The 17,760-nt window shown below is 54.6% G+C and carries 11 protein-coding genes; 7 read left to right on the top strand and 4 right to left on the bottom strand.

The annotated features are described in order from the left end of the window. Window positions 1-94: 94 nt before the first annotated feature. Window positions 95-319: a hypothetical protein gene (locus CIK74_RS02835; protein ID WP_096254264.1), complete on the bottom strand. Its 225-nt coding sequence runs from the start codon at window positions 317-319 to the stop codon at window positions 95-97. Between the two features lie 223 nt (window positions 320-542). Here CIK74_RS02835 and CIK74_RS02840 point away from each other — a divergent pair, with 223 nt between their 5' ends. Next, on the top strand, window positions 543-2,651 hold the full coding sequence (locus tag CIK74_RS02840) for a DNA topoisomerase IV subunit B (RefSeq protein ID WP_096254265.1): 2,109 nt from the start codon (window positions 543-545) through the stop codon (window positions 2,649-2,651). Window positions 2,652-2,761: 110 nt separating this feature from the next. On the opposite strand, the gene CIK74_RS02845 is transcribed toward CIK74_RS02840, so the two are convergent. Both CIK74_RS02845 and CIK74_RS02850 read right to left on the bottom strand, forming a co-directional pair. Further along, on the bottom strand, window positions 2,762-3,727 hold the full coding sequence (locus CIK74_RS02845; protein WP_096254266.1) for a M56 family metallopeptidase: 966 nt from the start codon (window positions 3,725-3,727) through the stop codon (window positions 2,762-2,764). A gap of 23 nt (window positions 3,728-3,750) precedes the next feature. Beyond that, window positions 3,751-4,122, bottom strand: coding sequence for a BlaI/MecI/CopY family transcriptional regulator (locus CIK74_RS02850; protein WP_096254267.1), 372 nt, complete (start codon window positions 4,120-4,122; stop codon window positions 3,751-3,753). A gap of 392 nt (window positions 4,123-4,514) precedes the next feature. On the opposite strand from CIK74_RS02850, the gene CIK74_RS02855 reads away from it, so the two are divergent. Genes CIK74_RS02855 through cydC form a run of 3 tightly spaced genes read left to right on the top strand, consistent with a single transcriptional unit; the run spans window position 4,515 to window position 10,504 of the window. Then, window positions 4,515-6,101 (top strand): cytochrome ubiquinol oxidase subunit I, encoded by a 1,587-nt coding sequence (locus tag CIK74_RS02855; protein ID WP_096254268.1) that lies wholly within the window; start codon window positions 4,515-4,517, stop codon window positions 6,099-6,101. Window positions 6,102-6,115: 14 nt separating this feature from the next. After that, window positions 6,116-7,141 carry a cytochrome d ubiquinol oxidase subunit II gene (gene cydB, locus CIK74_RS02860; RefSeq protein WP_096254269.1) on the top strand — a complete coding sequence of 342 codons (1,026 nt, stop codon included), beginning with the start codon at window positions 6,116-6,118 and terminating at the stop codon, window positions 7,139-7,141. Between the two features lie 27 nt (window positions 7,142-7,168). Next, on the top strand, window positions 7,169-10,504 hold the full coding sequence (gene cydC, locus CIK74_RS02865) for a thiol reductant ABC exporter subunit CydC (protein WP_096254270.1): 3,336 nt from the start codon (window positions 7,169-7,171) through the stop codon (window positions 10,502-10,504). On the opposite strand, the gene CIK74_RS02870 is transcribed toward cydC, so the two are convergent. Further along, window positions 10,501-13,134, bottom strand: coding sequence for a DNA topoisomerase IV subunit A (locus tag CIK74_RS02870; protein ID WP_096254271.1), 2,634 nt, complete (start codon window positions 13,132-13,134; stop codon window positions 10,501-10,503). The two genes, cydC and CIK74_RS02870, sit on opposite strands and share 4 nt — an antisense overlap. 100 nt (window positions 13,135-13,234) lie before the next feature. Here CIK74_RS02870 and CIK74_RS02875 point away from each other — a divergent pair, with 100 nt between their 5' ends. From CIK74_RS02875 to CIK74_RS02885, 3 genes are read left to right on the top strand one after another with little or no spacing between them, the layout of a single operon-like run. After that, a complete protein-coding gene (locus CIK74_RS02875; RefSeq protein ID WP_096254272.1) occupies window positions 13,235-15,895 on the top strand; it encodes a GNAT family N-acetyltransferase in 2,661 nt (886 codons plus the stop codon). Window positions 15,896-15,947: 52 nt separating this feature from the next. Next, entirely contained in the window at window positions 15,948-16,532 is a 585-nt protein-coding gene (locus tag CIK74_RS02880) for a DUF5998 family protein (RefSeq protein WP_096254273.1), read from the top strand. A 6-nt stretch (window positions 16,533-16,538) separates the two neighbouring features. After that, window positions 16,539-17,723: a nucleotide pyrophosphatase/phosphodiesterase family protein gene (locus tag CIK74_RS02885; RefSeq protein ID WP_096254274.1), complete on the top strand. Its 1,185-nt coding sequence runs from the start codon at window positions 16,539-16,541 to the stop codon at window positions 17,721-17,723. Window positions 17,724-17,760 lie beyond the last annotated feature (37 nt).

Below are 17,760 nucleotides of genomic sequence, written 5' to 3' on the forward strand. Positions count from 1 at the left end.
CGATGTCCCGATAGAAAACATCATTAAAGCAATAAAGGGTGACCCAGCGCGTGGCTGGATCACCCTTCTGCTCATCGGATGAGTACCCGATCAGTTAGTCGTTTATGTCGACCTTTGACTTTTCGTACAGTCGTGCGGACTCGTCCTGCCAGACTGAAGTGATAGGGCGTAGCTTGGATTCTACGGAGCGTGCATGGTGAGCACAGAAGAGTAATTCTCCGCTGGTAGAAGCCAGCACTGCCCGGACGTAGGCCTGTGCGCCGCATCGGTCGCACCGGTCCAGGGCGTTTAGTTCACGACTAGTGGTAGTAGTAGTCATTGCCAGCCTCCTTAAATCGATGTTCACTCTATACAACCAGCTATGACCCTGACTTTATGCCTAAAACGTCTCCCTTTCGCTCACCGCGTAGCGAGTGTGGATAAGTTTGGTTGAATTTTTGGCGAATTACCGGCGAGATGCAGTAGCACCAAGTTCGAACACATAAACGAGTAGAATGGTACTAGTTCATTATTTTCCCGCGTCAGTAGGAGATTGCAGCCCCGTGGCCTCAACCGATAATTACAACGCCCGTCATCTCTCCGTTCTCGAGGGTCTCGAAGCGGTACGCAAGCGACCCGGCATGTATATCGGTTCTACCGATTCCCGCGGTCTTATGCACTGCCTTTGGGAGATTATTGATAACTCGGTTGATGAAGCGCTCGGTGGCTTCGGCCAGGCCATAAACGTCATCCTGCATTCAGATGGATCCGTCGAAGTACATGACGATGGTCGTGGCATTCCCGTGGACGTGGAGCCTAAGACAGGGCTAAGCGGCTTGGAAGTTGTATTCACTAAGTTGCACGCAGGTGGCAAATTTGGTGGCGGTTCCTACAGCGCTTCTGGCGGTCTGCACGGCGTGGGAGCCTCCGTGGTAAATGCTCTGTCAGCGCGTTTGGACGTTGAAGTGGATCGTGGCGGAAAAACCTATTCTTTGCAGTTCCGCCGTGGTGAACCAGGAAAGTTTAGCGACCGTGGCAAGCCAAAGCCGGACGCGCCATTTACCGCCCACGAAAAAGCAACTACTCCGGAAGTCATCGGTAAAGCAAAGCGGGGGGTTACTGGTACTCGAATTCGTTATTGGGCGGATGACCACATCTTCACCCCTGACGCAAAGTTTTCCTACGAGGAACTTCAGAACCGTGCGCGTCAAACCTCATTCCTGGTTCCTGGCCTACGTATTACGTTGCGTGATGATCGTGGCCTGCCCGGAACAGAAGGCGCCGAAGGCCCCTACGAAGAGGTATTTCAACATGACGGTGGAATCAGTGAATTCGTTGAATACCTAAGCAGTGATTCTGCAGTCACCGATGTCTGGCGCGTGCATGGCAGTGGCTCCTTCCATGAGAAGGTTCCAGTAATCGATGAAAATGGCCGCAGCCATATGCAAGACGTCCAGCGAGTTTGCGAAGTTGACGTAGCGTTGCGCTGGGGGATCGGCTATGACACCTCGATGCGTAGCTTTGTAAATATCATTGCCACTCCCAAGGGTGGAACGCACATTGCAGGGTTTGAACAGGCATTACTGAAATCATTCCGTAAGAACATCGAGTCCAATGCTCGCAAGCTCAAGTTCGGGCAAAAAGACAAAATCGAAAAAGACGACATCATGGCCGGCCTGACAGCGGTATTAACCGTGCGCCTTGCTGAACCACAATTTGAGGGGCAGACCAAGGAAATCCTTGGCACGTCGCAAGTACGCCAGATCGTGACCAAGGTTGTCGAAAAGGCGCTCAATGAACGTCTTTCATCGACTAAACGCGGTGAAAAGGCCGAGGCGGCCACGTTGCTTGAAAAGGTTGTCAACGAGATGAAGTCTCGTATTTCAGCCCGAATGCATAAGGAGACCCAGCGGCGTAAAACTGCGCTCGAGTCCTCTTCGCTTCCTACTAAGCTACTTGATTGTCGTAGCAAAGAAGTTGGACGCTCGGAATTATTTATCGTTGAGGGCGATAGCGCGTTGGGTACCGCACGTGTAGCGCGTTCTAGTGAATTCCAAGCCCTACTTCCTATCCGAGGCAAGATTCTCAATGTGCAGAAAGCCTCCATATCGGACATGCTCTCTAACGTAGAGTGTGCGGCAATGATTCAGGTCATCGGCGCAGGATCAGGTCGTAGCTTCGATATTGAACAAGCGCGATACGGCAAGATCATCCTGATGACAGATGCTGACGTGGACGGCGCGCATATTCGAACGTTACTCTTGACGCTGTTCTATCGATATATGCGTCCCATGATTGAGCATGGACGGGTATACGCTGCTGTGCCTCCACTGCACAGGATCGAAGTAATCAACGCCGGCTCTAAGGCCAACGAGGTTGTTTACACCTACTCGGAGGCCGAGATGACGCGTCTGCTGTCGAAGCTGGAAACCGAGGGGAAGAAGTATAAAGAGCCAATTCAGCGGTACAAGGGATTGGGCGAGATGGACGCAGATCAGTTGGCAGAAACAACAATGGACCCACGCCATCGTATGCTCCGCCGTGTGGGGATCGAACATGCCCAGGCGGCAGAGGAAGTCTTCGACCTGCTAATGGGTTCAGACGTCGCGCCACGAAAGAATTTCATTATCGCGGGCGCTGAGAATCTTGAAAGAGACCGTATCGACGTCTAACCAGACTTTGTGCTGAGAGCTATAGCCCTGCCATTGATCGACTCAAACGATCAATGGCAGGGCTATAAATTTTAACGATGTTTAGGTCGCCGAACGCTTCGTAACGCGGATTACCAGGAGAGCAGACGCGGGGCGATAAGAAGAATCGTCGGGCACACCAGCAACAGGACAGTACATGAGAGAACCACGAAGTTTTGGAACCCACTCAACGGTGCCACTGGAGACAGCAGACGCTGCAAACGACGTGACGTGACCTCTCCACCCGGCATGCCTACAATTTCACCTGCTAATCCCTTAGCGTCGTCCTGACTGGTCTTCGCTGGTGTAATAGAGGAGGCTACCCCGACGATAGCTCTAAGAAGTACCGGACGGGTAACGACCTCTAGTGCTTTATCATCAGCGAGCATTTCAATTAACTGGCGCACTGCTTCCAGGGACAAGCGAGAAGTCGGCAACCACGGTAACGCCTCATGCCACGCGGTGAACGCCAAGATGAGAAAATCATGACGTTGATCTAGGTGTGAACTCTCGTGGGCAATGACACCACGCTGCTCTTCGGCGGAAAGCTGGGTTAGTAGCCCTCGCGATAGCACCGTAACGGATCCATTAAACCCAGGTACACAATAAGCCACGGGCAAATCATGGTCGAGGACCAGTGTGTTAGGTCGTGTCTGTGAAGGGTTGCTCAGTAGCCGTAACAGCTGGCGGTGTTTGGCTCGTTGTCTTGTGGTGCGCCATGAAGCCCGCACTAGGGTCAACACTAGGTGGAACGCAAACAAGAACGCAGTGCTGAGCGCAAACAGGTGGATCACCCCGGGGGAGTTCACGCTAGGATCCCCGGTGACCAAAAGCCAACCGGCATGGAGAGCGGAAATGAGGTCATTGCCTAAGGGGGTTAGTCCCCAAACCAGCATTGACCCAATCATGGATAAGCCGCCGCCCAAGGCGATAGCTTGCCACAGCAGGACAGCAGCGACAGGAGCGCGTGCCGTCCATTTTGCTTTCGACAAAGCCAACGGCGTCGGCCACGCCAAGACGATAGCCAACGCCGCTAGGAAATATGAGGTGAGAAGCACCCAGTCCCCGAAATTCGTGTTACTTAGACAGTCTTTACAGAATCCAAGATAGCACGTAGGGACACTGCTTCTTCAGCCGAGATTCCTCCGATAAATCGGGCAAGGACGGCTTCGCGATCTTGGGCGGTGCCCAAAGCATCATTTAGCAGTCCCACAGTATGGTCCTCACGGGAAGAGGACGCGGTATAACGATGCGGACGAGTAGAGCGTTCCCGCGCTACGAGTCCCTTCTTCTCCAGTCGCGCCAACACGGTTAATACCGTGGTTACTGCGAGTTCTTTCGCATCAGTACCGCATGCAGCCAGGGCATCACGAAGATCATTAGCGGTAAGCGGTTCTGCGGAATCCCACAGTAGGTCCATGACGGAGCGTTCCAGATCGCCAAGGCTGGCCACCAGGTCTTACCTCACTTGCTTTAGTGCTGATGCAGTGTTGTCGCACGTTATAAGGAGTGAAAACAATCTGCTTGGATATTTCATTGTATAGGCGTTCGGCCGATATTTCTACATGACGTAAAAGTATCGGGTGATTTGCGGGTTTGTCAGTAACCGCATTTAGTCACTCAGAAGTAAGAGCCGCATTGTGCTGACTTGGGTTTTTTTATTTCAGAAACTGCAGCCTGTGTCAATGCTGGGAATCTAGATTTTTTAGTGTGGCGACTGATGGTGAATAAGCCGAACCGAGCCGATTTCTACAAGCTGTCGAAATTGGTCTATGGTGACCGTAAGAACTTTTCTACGCAACGCAGAAATAGATGTGCTGCGAACTCGTGACAAATGAGGAATCCATGGATGTACTAGAGATTGCTCGGTGGCAATTTGGGATCACCACCGTTTACCACTTCTTGATGGTGCCACTAACCATTGGGCTGGGACTGACCGTAGCAGTGATGCAAACCGTTTGGCATCGAACAGGCAACGAACAGTGGCTAAGAATGACCAAGTTCTGGGGCAAGCTGTTCCTCATCAACTTCATTATGGGAGTGGCCACCGGTATTGTCCAAGAATTCCAATTTGGCATGGCGTGGAGCGAATATAGCCGATACGTCGGTGATGTCTTCGGAGCACCCTTGGCAATGGAGGCACTACTAGCGTTCTTCGTCGAATCCACTTTCCTTGGCCTATGGATCTTCGGGTGGAAAAAGCTACCTCGACGCATCCATTTGGCCACCATCTGGTGCGCGTCGCTGGCAGCTATCCTCTCGGCATACTTCATTTTGGTTGCCAATTCGTGGATGCAGCACCCAGTAGGCACCGAACTGATCAATGGTCGTGCGGTGATGACGGATGCCTGGGCCGTATTTACGAACAACACCGCACTGGTCACCTTCCCGCATACAATCTTCGGTGCCTTTGCCGTCGCCGGAGGGTTTCTCCTCGGGATTTCCTGGTTCCATCTATACCGACGCCGTAAAGAAGGTATCGACACGATCGACGCGAATGGGCGTGTAGTGGTCGGCGAAGATCTGTCTAAGGGCCGAGTGCGCGACCGTACCGACCATAAGGTCTGGCTTACCTCGTTGCGTATTGGCGCGGTCATCGCCACAATCTCGTTCTTCGGTGTCGCATTGTCTGGCCATGAGCAGGCCAAACTGATGTTTGAACAGCAACCAATGAAAATGGCTGCCGCCGAAGCAGCCTGTCACGACGGCACCGGATTCTCGGTCCTGACCTTGGGGAAGCTGGATACCGAAGGGGCCACCACCTGTGACGACGTCGTGGCAGTTTTTGAATTACCTGGCCTGCTGTCCTTCTTAGCCAATGGCGACTTTGAGACGCCGGTCAAAGGCGTGAACACACTCATTCCCGAGTATCAGGAAAAATATGGCAGTCATTACCCAGATGACCCAGCATTCGGACAATACGCGGGAGAAGAAATCAGCTACCTGCCGGTTATGGAGGTTACCTACTGGGGATTCCGTCTGATGATAACCCTCGGCGGGTTGTCCGCAGTGGCTGCTGCGCTCGCATTGTGGATCACCCGAAAAGGTACCGTTCCACAAAGTAAGTGGCTATCGCGTCTGGTACTTCTTGGCATTGCCGCACCATTTGGAGCGAACTCCGCAGGCTGGATTTTCACCGAAATGGGGCGACAGCCATTTACCGTGGCCCCGAACCCGCAAATGGGTGGAGTGGACCAAGTATTCATGTATACCGCGGCATCGGTTTCACCAACGGTGAGCGCCGGGGAGATGCTCTTCTCCCTGATCACCTTGACCTTGGTATATGGGGTGCTCCTTGTTGTTGAGCTGGTGCTACTTACCCGTTATATCCGCGGTGGAACCGGATCTGCCATGCCCGAACTACTAGAACCCGAGCAAACCTCGGGCAAGGACCCCAGCGACGACGGCGACGTGCTCGCCTTCGCATATTAGACAGGCGGAAAGTAATGGATTGGCTTCCAACTCTCTGGTTTATTCTCATCGCACTACTATGGACCGGTTATCTCTTTCTCGAGGGCTTCGACCTGGGTATCGGCATGCAAATCGGGCTGGGACGGGGCGGAGAGAAACACAAACGTGTACTGCTCAACACCATCGGTCCAGTCTGGGACGGAAATGAAGTCTGGTTGCTGACTGCAGGTGGTGCCACCTTCGCAGCCTTCCCCTACTGGTACGCCTCACTGTTCTCCGCTCTGTACATTCCACTAACTTTGGTGTTGGTGGCACTAATCTTCCGTGCGGTAGCCATCGAATACCGTGGCAAGGCACAAAATGCTACAACACGTGGGCTCTGGGATTTGGCTTTGGGCTGGGGATCGCTGATCGCCGCGTTCGGGGTGGGCGCGATGCTTGCCTTGACCACCTTAGGGCTGCCTCTAAACGAAAACGGTGACCGGGTAGGTGGCCCATTCGCGTGGTTCACTTGGCATGCCGTGCTCGGTGGTGTCGCGGTCGTGGCATTTAGCTGGATACACTCCGTGGCTTTCCTACGATTAAAAACCGAAGGTCCGATACGTGTGAGCTCGGGTCAGCGGTTTATTCGATGGATGCCATGGTGTGTTGTGCCATTGTTGCTGTGGTCTGCAGTCGTGGTGCTGGCAGGTACATCGCTTGCCGCCTGGACGCTGCTCGTCTTGGCAGTGGTTGCTGCGTTCTTCGCTTGGTTTAGCGCCCGTGCAGGCCACGAGGGCCGCTCATTTATTGCCTTGGGCATCATGCTCGTCGGAGCTGTCGCTGCGATCTTCGTTGCGGCCTTCCCTGTAGTGCTCCCTTCAACCATCAACTCGACATTTGATCTGACCATATATAACGCGTCGAGTTCCCCATACACGCTGAAACTGATGAGCATCGTCGCTGCATTCGGCGTGCCGCTGGTCCTTGCATACCAGTCATGGAGCTACTGGGTCTTTCGTAAGCGCATCGGTGAGAAGCATATTCCCGAAGACCATCTCGTGACCTCAGCCGTGAAGTAGTTCTAGCCAGTCTGAAAGGTATAACAGATGTCTGCGCCACGCTTTTTGCCACGTGCTCTTCTCAAACGCCAACAAATCGCTTTCCTGGCGCTTTTTTCGGCTCTCAAATCCATCGGGTTAATTCTTGTAGCCTATGCGCTAGCTACATGGATTGCACAGATGTCGGTGGGTCAAGAATACTCACCGACGTTACTGTGGATGGCCTTGGGCGGGGCAGTGCTTCGTACGGTCGGGGTCTGGGCACTGAATGCTGGGGCTCGACGTGTAGGAGCCGGCGCTAAAGAAAAGATGCGTTCTAATCTTGTCGCCACCGTGGCGGCCCGTCCCGGAATCGTTGGACATCCGAGCCATGACCAGACGGTGGCGCAGACTGCCACACTTGCCAGCCACGGTGTGGAAAAGCTCGACGACTACTTCACCAAATTCATCCCAGCGCTCATTGGCGCCGCGCTAATCCCGTTGCTCTTAGGCATATATATTCTGAGCATTGACTGGCTCAGCGCGCTGATCTTGCTGTTGACGATTCCCCTGATACCGATATTCATGGCGCTCATTGGGATGCACACACAAGACACCATTGCACAGTCCCAAAACAAACTTGATGCGCTGGCTAATCAGCTCTTCGAACTTGCCCAAGGGCTACCCGCGTTGTTAGGACTAGGCCGAGCACAATCGCAGGGGCACGCCATCAGGCAGGTCAGCGAACGCTACCGGGTGGCGACCATGGCCAACCTGAAAACAGTATTCATGTCCAGCTTCTGGCTCGAGTTGATTTCTACGTTGTCCGTCGCAGTACTCGCGGTAGTAATCGGCGTGCGACTGGTCGGCGGGAATATGGATTTGGCCGCCGGACTGACTATCTTGATTCTTGCTCCGGAACTGTTCGTTGCGCTTCGCGAGGTGGGTTCGGCCTACCATGCGGCAGACGATGGGTTAGCAGCCTTTGCCCGGTACGAAAAACAGATCCAAGCGACACCCAAAAAGCAGCTACAAAAAGCAGTCTGCACGGCCCCCGCTGGGCATGTCCTAGAAATTGAAAACCTGAGCCTGCAATATCAGCACACAAACTATATTTATCAGGATTTCAATCTCACCTTGCAGGCCGGTGAACGAAAGATTCTGAGCAATGCCAGTGGTACCGGAAAAACGAGCCTACTGAAACTTATTGCCGAAACCCACACCAGTAACAATGAATTTGCCAGCGAGCTGGTTAGCGGCACAATTCACGTCTGCGCAGAACTCGCAATGATCAGTCAGCATCCCCGGTTCAATGAGGCGACCGGTGCCGCGCAACTCGCACAAGATGTTCCTCAGGCCTCCACCTCGTTCGTACAATCCATGGCGACTGAACTAAACCTCCTTGAGATGTTGCCACGGTCCATCGGGGAGTACTCGCCCGGTGAGCTACGCAGGTTAGAAGTTCTGCGTGCGCTAGTACGGGTACACAGCGTTCCCGAATGTAATCTCTTACTGGCAGATGAACCCACCGCTCATCTAGACGAAGACAATGCCGACAGTGTGCGGCGGCTGCTTACCGAAGTACCAGCGCGGTGCGCAATACTCATTGCCAGCCATGATCCGCTAATCGACCACAGCATTCCGCGGCAGAGCGTGCACGACGTTAGCTCCACAGCGGACATCACTAGCCAGCAATTCGCCGCTCCGACCGACGATGATTTGCAAGCTGCCGCACTCAATCCGCGTGATTGGAACCCACGCCGCGAGGTTGTTGGACGCTACACTTCGGCCCGCAAGGCCCTTTGCTACGGGGTGCTGGCCATACTCTGCGCGGTGGCGCTCGCCGGATTGAGCGGATGGTTGATCGTCGAGTCCAGCTACCAGCCTGCCATCTTGCATCTGACCGTTGCCTTCGTGATGGTTCGAACTCTAGGTATCGGCCGAGCGGTCTTTAGATACCTGGAACAACTGGCCATCCACGACGCAGTACTCAGCTACGCCGGAGCTCTGCGTGAAAAATTGTGGAATGCCATGGTCGCTAACCCCACGCAATGGGGAGTGATGAGCCGGTCCTCACTGGTTCTGCGCTACCTGCTGGCCGAAGTTGACGAGCTACGAGACGGCATCGCCCGGGTACTCTTTCCACCCCTGCAGGCAACGTTGGTCTGGGTTACCGCCACCGTGGTGCTGTATCTCATTCAGACAGAATTCGGATACCTCGCCCTGACCGCAGGGCTACTATTGCTTTTCCCCGTCCGGTGGCTGGTGAAAACCGTGGAGGGACGCCACCTGGCTATGCAACTGCAGCATCGCTTACAGGTGAACCAACTGGTTCTCTCGATCTTGCGACATAAAGAAGCCCTACGCGCCTTCGAAGCGTTGGACAGGCTGCTACACAAGCTCACCGGAGCCGAGCAACACAACACCGAACGAATTCGACGCCACGCCTATGGGCAGGGCACCGCGCCGGCCCTAGCAACATTGATAACCGTCCTGCTGTCGGTAGTCCTAGTTCTAGTCTCAGACGTAAGCGCTTCGTACACGGCCCTGGCGGTCTTATTGGCTCTCTCCTTAGGCGAGCCGGCGTCCAACGCCCTGAACGCGGTTCAACAAGGTCGGGCGCTGAACGAGCTGACCGGGCAACTCGCCCGTAGGGGGATCGGCCAACCCGAACAACTTACCGAAGCCGCTAACAACGACGAGCCAAATTTCACCGTCCACGGGTATCGGCTCAAGGATTTAGCACTAGGCTACGTACCGGGTGTCGCGGTGCTCTCCGGTCTGGATGCCGAGATTCGGCCCGGTCAATGGACCGCACTGACCGGATCCTCGGGGTCGGGAAAATCAACACTCATGACAGCATTGCTTGGCGCGCTACCTGCCAGCGCCGGAACGCTGGAGGCAATTGACGAGCACGGGAACTACCGGCCAATGCGACAAGGTTCCATTGGCTCGGTTGCCTGGTGTCCACAAGAGGCGCACCTCTTTGACTCGACACTGCGTCGAAACCTCAACCTTGCGGTGCCCACCGACCTGGCAGCCTCTGATGAACAGCTCATCGAAGTGTTGCACCAGGTAGGGCTTGGTCGCTGGTATGCCGATGAACCCGATGGATTAGATACCCGCATCGGTAGCGGGGGACACCGGCTTTCCGGAGGACAACGCTGCAAACTGGCGGTGGCTCGCGCTCTAATTGGGGGACACCACACGATCCTGCTCGATGAACCCACCGCACACCTCGGCGTGGATGAAAGCACAGAGCTAATCCACACGCTCCGTGCAGCGCTCGCCGGTCGGACGGTCGTACTGATCACCCATGACACGAGACTTGCACAAATGTGTGAGGGTTCGATCAACTTGACCGAACCCTCACACCAGCTGACTAACTTATTGCCAAGGAGTTAGAGCAGTACACCGCCGTCAGAGAACGGCAACGTGTCCTCACCGGGATGCAGCTCAGGCTTTGCGCGCGGCTTAGTCACTGGTGCGACGCTAGGGCTAGGTGGGGTTGGTTCCTCGGGCGGGCCTTGGGCCGCAGCGCCGGCGACTGGTGATTGGCCAACAAGGGTGCCACCAAGAATGTTGATCGTTTGCGCCAACGGGGCACCGGTCCCGTCTCGCTTGGCGAACTCGGTGGGCAAGGCACGAACCACCCCGGCGGTTGAGCTTGCGCGGGCTGGACCATGGCCGGCGTAACCCAATACCAAGTAGTCCTCGCCCTTGGCGAAGCGGTGTGCCCTGACGCCTGCGGTAGCACGCCCCTTGGCCGGGAACTCGCTAAAGAGACTGATCTTCACCGACTGGCCAGAAGTGCCGGGTAAGGTTTGTGAGCCGGCCGCGATGGTGGCCACCACGGCGTCATCATTTGCCTCGCCCACCACACCGAAGTGAATGACCTGATCCTCTGCGGAGAGTTTGATGCCCGCCATACCCGACGCGGTGCGTCCCTGCGGGCGAACTGCACTGGCAGCAAAACGTAGAAGTTGTGCCTGCCGGGTGACAAAAACCAGCTCATCATTGTCACCGGCTGGTGCTGCAGCAACGACCGAATCGCCCTCCTTCAACGTGATGACCTCAAATTCATCGCGGTTCAGCGGATAATCCGGAGTAACTCGCTTGACCACACCGTTCTTAGTGCCCAAGGCGAAGACTTGATTCAATGGCAGCAACGCCACCACTCGTTCAGGCTTTTCGAGTTTGAGGAACTCATCAACCGGCACACCATTTGCCAGCTGCGGGAATCCATGAGTTTCGGGCAGCACGGGGACATCGATCAAGGAGATTCGAATCATTCGCCCATGAGTCGTCAACGCACCAATTTCACCGCGTGCGGTGGAAGGCACTTGTGATGAAAGTACGTCATGTTTGATTCGGGCGGAGGCAAAGTCAAGGGGTGCTCGGTCATGGGTGCGGGCGATTTGCCCGGTAGCCGAGAGCAAAACGAAGCAAGGAGAATCTGAGACTTCCAAAGCGAGCTTCGCTGTTTTCCCGGTGCCTACCGCCTCTGGAAGGGCGGTGCCCTTCAATGGTTCCAAGGCGGAGGACTTGTTCAGCTTGGTACGTCGTGGAGTGCCGAAGGTCTCTGCTATCTGGCCGAGTTCCTCGGAGACAAGCGCTCGCAGGATCTTGTCGTCGCCCAGAATTTTACGTAATTCTTCGATTTCGGCGCGTAGCTGTTCGGCTTCGGCCTCCAGCTCGATGCGTGAGTATTTAGTTAGTTGACGCAGACGCAGTTCAAGGATGTGGCTTGCTTGGGGCTCGCTTAGATCAAAGACTGTCATCAGTCGTTCACGGGCTTCGGCGGTCTGCTCTGAGGAACGGATAATCGCGATCACGTCATCAATATCGACAATCGCAACCAGCAAACCTTCAACCAGGTGCAAACGATCTTCGCGTTTAGCCAGGCGGTGCGCGGTACGTCGGCGCACCACGTCGATGCGGTGATCTACATATACGCTCAACAATTCGCGCAGACCCAAGGTGCGTGGCTGCCCCTCAACCAACGTCACATTGTTGATGCCGAAGGAGTCTTCCAGTGGCGTGTATTTGTACAAAGCCGCCAACACGGCGTTCGGATTAAAACCGTTCTTCAACTCAATAACGAGTTTTAGTCCGTGATGACGATCGGTGAGGTCAACGACGTCGGAGACGCCGACAATTTTCTTGTTGTTAACGCCGTCTTTGATCTTTTCAATGACCTTCTCCGGGCCCACCGTGTACGGCAGTTCGGTGAAGACCAATGCTGACTTGCGTGCGGAAATCTGTTCCAAGGCAACGGTGGCACGGGTACGGAACGCGCCACGGCCGGTACGGTAGGCATCCTTCACCCCGTCGAGCCCCACGATCGTTCCGCCGGAGGGCAGATCCGGGCCTGGAACGATTTTCATGAGTTCTTCGACCGTAGCATCCGGATTTTCGATCAAATGCTGAGTTGCCGCAATCACTTCACCCAGATTATGCGGTGCCATATTTGTGGCCATGCCCACCGCGATACCGGTAGTGCCGTTGACCAAAAGGTTCGGGAATGCGGCGGGAAGCACCTCGGGCTGCATGAACTGATTGTCATAGTTCGGGACGAAGTTCACCACGTCTTCGTCGAGGTTGGCGGTCATGGCTACCGCGGAAGCAGCCAGTCGGGCCTCGGTATAACGTGCCGCTGCCGGGCCATCATCAAGGGAGCCGAAATTTCCGTGGCCGTCAATCAGTGGCAAACGCAGTGAAAAGTCTTGGGACAGTCGGACCATGGCATCATAGATCGCAGTGTCGCCGTGTGGGTGTAGTTTACCCATCACTTCACCGACCACGCGAGCGGACTTTACATGGCCTTTTTCTGGGCGCAAACCCATTTGAGACATTTGGAAAAGTATCCGTCGTTGCACCGGCTTCAAACCATCTCGGGCATCAGGGAGCGCGCGTGAGTAGATCACCGAGTAGGCGTACTCCAAGAAGGAGGATTCCATTTCGCTGGTGACATCAATATCGACGATGTTCTCGACGAAATCCTCTGGGATCTCAGGGGTTTTTTTGCGAGCCATTACTCTGTCTACGCCCTTCATCTGCTGCTTCACGGCCTAAAATGTTCTACTTTCGTGTTGCGTCTGGGCGCAAACACGAAAGCGCGACTATTCTAAGCTTATGGTGGATCGTAAACTTTCAGCGGCATATCCAGCCCACTGGGAAGCAGATGTTGTTCTTCGCGATGGCACGACCGCGCATCTAAGGCCAATTACGCCCAAAGATGCTCAAGCCTTGCAAGAAATGCATAAACAGCAATCTGAAACTTCGGTTTACCTACGCTATTTTACGTACAAGTCATCGCTGACTCCTAAAGAACTCGACCGCTTCACCAATGTAGATCATCACAACCGGGTGGCGTTTACCGTGGTTCGCGGTTCAAAAATCATCGGGGTTGGCCGTTATGACCGTTTGGATGATCCCGCCGAAGCCGAAGTGGCGTTTAACGTTTCTGACGAATATCAAGGCACTGGTATTGGATCCATCCTGCTCGAACACCTTGCGGCAGCAGGGCGTGAAAACGGCATAGAGAAATTTACAGCTGAGATTTTGCCGGAAAATCGAAAGATGCTCACTGTTTTCTCAGATGCAGGTTACGCCGTGGCACGGCACTTTGAAGATGGCGTAATCATGCTTGAATTCCCCATCAACCCCACCGATAAATCTCGTGAAGTGACCGAAGCCCGCGAACACCGTGCCGAAGCAAGTAGTGTGGCAGCGATTCTGGCACCCACTGCGGTCGCTGTCATTGGTGCTAGCCGGTCTTGGGGGAGTATTGGGCACGATGTGCTTGATCGACTGGTCGAAGGCCGTTTCTCTGGAACCGTCTATGCGGTAAATGAGCAGGCCTTCGAAGTGGGCGGCTTGACCAGCTACGGAAAAATTACCGAGGTGCCCGGCCCGGTAGATCTGGCTATTATTTGTGTGCCTCGCGAACGTGTACTGGAAACCATTACGGAGTGCGGCGCCCACGGAGTTAAAAGCCTGATTATTATGACTGCCGGCTACGAATCGGTGGAGGGACTCCTGGCGCAACGCGAACTTGTGGCTCTGGCCCGCGCCAATGGCATGCGTGTGGTCGGTCCTGCCTCATTGGGCGTGCTGAACACAGACCCGGCTATCCGGCTCAACGCCTCGCTGGCTAGGGAATTACCAATTGCTGGCAAGGTTGGCCTGTTTAGCCAGTCGGCTGCCATGGGCATCGTCCTGCAAGGCGCGGCAATGCAACGAGGGGTGGGCCAGAGCAGCGCCATCTCGGCCGGCCTACGCGCAGATGTATCTGGCAATGATGCGATGCAGTATTTTGAAGATGACGAACGAACCGCGGTACTCGCCATGCATCTTGAGTCTTTCGGTAATCCACGTAAATTCTCGCGCATCGCTCGCCGTCTGGCACGCAGCAAGCCCGTGATCGTGGCGAAATCAGATCTACTCGGGCGCCGACTTCCACCGGGGCATTCGGTACGTTTAGGCGAAGCTCCGCCTGAGGCGTTGAACGCGATGCTCCGCCAATCCGGGGTAATTCGAGTCAGATCTATCGAAGAGTTGATGGACGTCGCTTCGTTGCTCTCCGTTTTCCCTGCTCCGGCCGGACCGCAAGTTGCGGTGCTCTCCAACTCTTTGACGTTAGCTGAAGTCGTTTGTGATGTCAGCGAAGGACGGAATTTGTTCGCTACCGCGCAACGAGAAGAGCTTGATTATTCGCAGGGGCAATCGCGCTCCACGGCGATACTACGAGCCCGGGTCAGGGATCTGGTTCAGGACCCGCAGGTGCACGCCGTGGTGGTGGCCCATTTGCCGGATCTGGGCATGGACGTCAAGTCGGTCATTAAAGTGCTCTCCGAATTTAGCGGACAAGACAAACCAGTTATTGCATTGATGACTGGACTGACCGATGCGAAGTTCCGCGAGGGGGTACATCATTCAATTCCCGTGTTTACCTCGCCGACCGAAACGATTGGTGCTCTGGCTAAGGCCTACGGTTACAGCCAGTGGATGAACATCCCTTACGAACCCTTACCTGAATTTTCGGACGTTGATGCGTCCGCCGCCCACGAATACTTGGAAGAGTTAGTCAACGGCATTTCTGGGACCGAACTTCAAGAACTTACTCATAAACAGTCAGCCAAACTCCTCGGGTTTTATGGCATCAAGGTTTTTGACTCGAAGGTAGTCAACAGCGCGCAAGAGGCTGTGGCTGCGGCAAATCGACTTGGCTGGCCAGTGGCGCTCAAAGCTAATGACCCGGATCTGCGCCAGCGCCTAGACCTTGGAGGGGTGCGTCTAAATATTCCTGACGCGCAGAGTTTAGAAGCTAACTTCGAACATATGAGCATGTTGATGGCCGAATACAACGTTCACTCCCTCGAAGTGCAAACTATGGCACCGGCAGGACAAGCGTGCGTGATCAAGGCGGTCGAAGATCCGCTCCTTGGACCGGTGATTTCCTTTGGCCTGAGTGGAGATCCCGTCAATCTGCTTAATGACTGGTCTCATGCCGTGGCGCCGCTGACCATCGAGGATCTTGATACCTTAATCCGCCGGCCGCGTAGCAGTGTGCGCCTTTTCGGATATCAGGGCTTGCCTGCAGTGGATCTGACGTCGTTGAAAGACTTCATTGCACGTGTCTCGCTACTCAAAGATCACCATCCCTCGATCACCATTATGAACTTCACTCCGGTGAGTGTGGCCCAGGAATCATTGAGTGTGTTGGGTGTCAGCATAAAAATAGGTGATGCCGAACAGCGCACCGACAGTGTCAGGCGAGCGCTGCGAAGTTGAGCTGAGGGCTGGCTTGGATGATTTGGTCGGTAGTACTCGGTAGAATTGGGTTATGAACTCACCAACGTATTCCACTACCGCTGGTGCTGAATTGCAGCACGATCTGGTCAGGGCAGGTTTTTACCCGCAGATGGTGCAGGATGTCTTAGCTGAAGCGATGATGTCCCAACCGGTACTTGACCACTATGTTCATCTTGAGACACACTTTGATCACAACGAAGTGCATCGCCATATTACGGTGATGGTGCTCAGTGAAAAAGTTCTTTACATCATCCACGTTGATGATCAGCAACTTGATGATCACGGTAAAGACGTCATGGCTCAGGTTTCGACCGAAATGATCGCATTGCACCGAATTGCGTCAGTGGCTACCAACTATGTGTATCACCAGCCACAGCACTACCGCACCGGTGATGAAGTGCGAGAATTGACGTTTGGAATGTCTTGGAATGGCACTCGTCGCATTGATTTGGAACCTGCCTCTTGTGCAGATCCGCAATGTGACGCGGACCATGGACTGAGCGGAACCGCGCAGCCAGAGGACCTGGTAATTCGCGTGAGCGCTGAAGCCGACGGACAACGTGCAGTAAATAAAGCGCGTGAGTTCGCGGTCCGTCTTCGCCACGAAACTATCTGACTAGCTATGAGCCAAGAAATCAGCAATCCGACGTTGCCGACGCCGCCGCAAGCCCTGCCGGTTGCTCCGGCTTACGGGCAGTCAACGTTATCGGAGATTCTTCCGTCGGCTGCCACGGCACTCGGCGTTCCCGGGTATCTGAACCCGTTAGGGCTACAAACCACTAAACGGGTTGCCTTGATCATGGTTGATGGCTTGGGCTGGAATCAATTCAAATCTCATATCGCCCATGCGCCATTTTTACGTTCGCTCTTTGAACGGGCACAAAAATTAGGTACTGGTTTTCCTTCGACCACTGCGACAAGTTTGAGTAGCTTGGCGATCGGCGTGACGCCGGGGGAGCATGGCATGCTTGGCTACGATGTCGTCGATCCTGAGCGCCGCCGCGTTGTCAACCAGTTGGGTGGGTGGCCTGCAGATCTGAGCCCCGATGGTTGGCAAACCCTTCCCACGATCTTTGAGGCAACGCGTGACCACGGAATTCATGTGGCCTCTGTATCCTTACCATTGTTCGAAAAGTCGGCATTAACTCGTGCCTCTTTGCGTGGACCAAAATTTTTCGCCGCCAGGCAGACCAGTGCGCGGGCCAGAGCCACCCACGAGATTTTTGCCAAGAATCGTAATGCTCTGGTGTACACGTACTTCAACGAGCTGGACAAGGCTGGCCATAAGTTTGGCGTGGACTCTAGCCAGTGGCGAGATTCCCTCGAAGAAATCGACTACGTCATTAAAACGTTAGTTTCCCGTTTGCCTGAGGAAACCACGGTACTCATCACCGGCGACCACGGAATGGTGGATGTTCCCAGTTCGCAGCGCATTGACTATAGCCTGGAACCGGAACTTATAGATGGTGTAGAACTGACCAGTGGTGAACCACGTGGTGTGCAGCTGAGCTTTGCAGCTGAGACTAGCGCGACCCAGCGCCAGCACGTGCGTGAGGCGTGGCAGCGTGCGTACGGCGCTAAAGCTTGGGTGCTCAGTCGTGAGGAAGCGATTGATCTAGGCTACTTCGGTAAAATTTCAGAAGAACACGCAGCACGCTTGGGTGACCTGATGATTCTGGCTGCCGAGCCAATTGCATTTTATGATGGCCGCAGAGTCTCTCCCACAGCTTTTGAGATGGTCGGCCAACATGGTTCGTTGACAGCAGGGGAACGATTTGTGCCGTTATTTACGCTCCGCACTAAATAATTTACTTGCGTGCTAATGCGCACACATTAAACGTGAG

This window comes from Glutamicibacter sp. BW77, from assembly GCF_002332285.1.
Classification (GTDB): Bacteria; Actinomycetota; Actinomycetes; order Actinomycetales; family Micrococcaceae; genus Glutamicibacter; species Glutamicibacter bergerei.

Excerpts from the sequence above, each read along its gene's own strand:
- CIK74_RS02835 (WP_096254264.1), bottom strand. The coding sequence starts at position 319 with ATGACTACTACTACCACTAGTCGTGAACTAAACGCCCTGGACCGGTGC.
- CIK74_RS02870 (WP_096254271.1), bottom strand. The coding sequence starts at position 13,134 with ATGGCTCGCAAAAAAACCCCTGAGATCCCAGAGGATTTCGTCGAGAAC.
- CIK74_RS02875 (WP_096254272.1), top strand. The coding sequence starts at position 13,235 with ATGGTGGATCGTAAACTTTCAGCGGCATATCCAGCCCACTGGGAAGCA.
- CIK74_RS02885 (WP_096254274.1), top strand. The coding sequence starts at position 16,539 with ATGAGCCAAGAAATCAGCAATCCGACGTTGCCGACGCCGCCGCAAGCC.
- CIK74_RS02855 (WP_096254268.1), top strand. The coding sequence starts at position 4,515 with ATGGATGTACTAGAGATTGCTCGGTGGCAATTTGGGATCACCACCGTT.
- cydB (WP_096254269.1), top strand. The coding sequence starts at position 6,116 with ATGGATTGGCTTCCAACTCTCTGGTTTATTCTCATCGCACTACTATGG.
- cydC (WP_096254270.1), top strand. The coding sequence starts at position 7,169 with ATGTCTGCGCCACGCTTTTTGCCACGTGCTCTTCTCAAACGCCAACAA.
- CIK74_RS02880 (WP_096254273.1), top strand. The coding sequence starts at position 15,948 with ATGAACTCACCAACGTATTCCACTACCGCTGGTGCTGAATTGCAGCAC.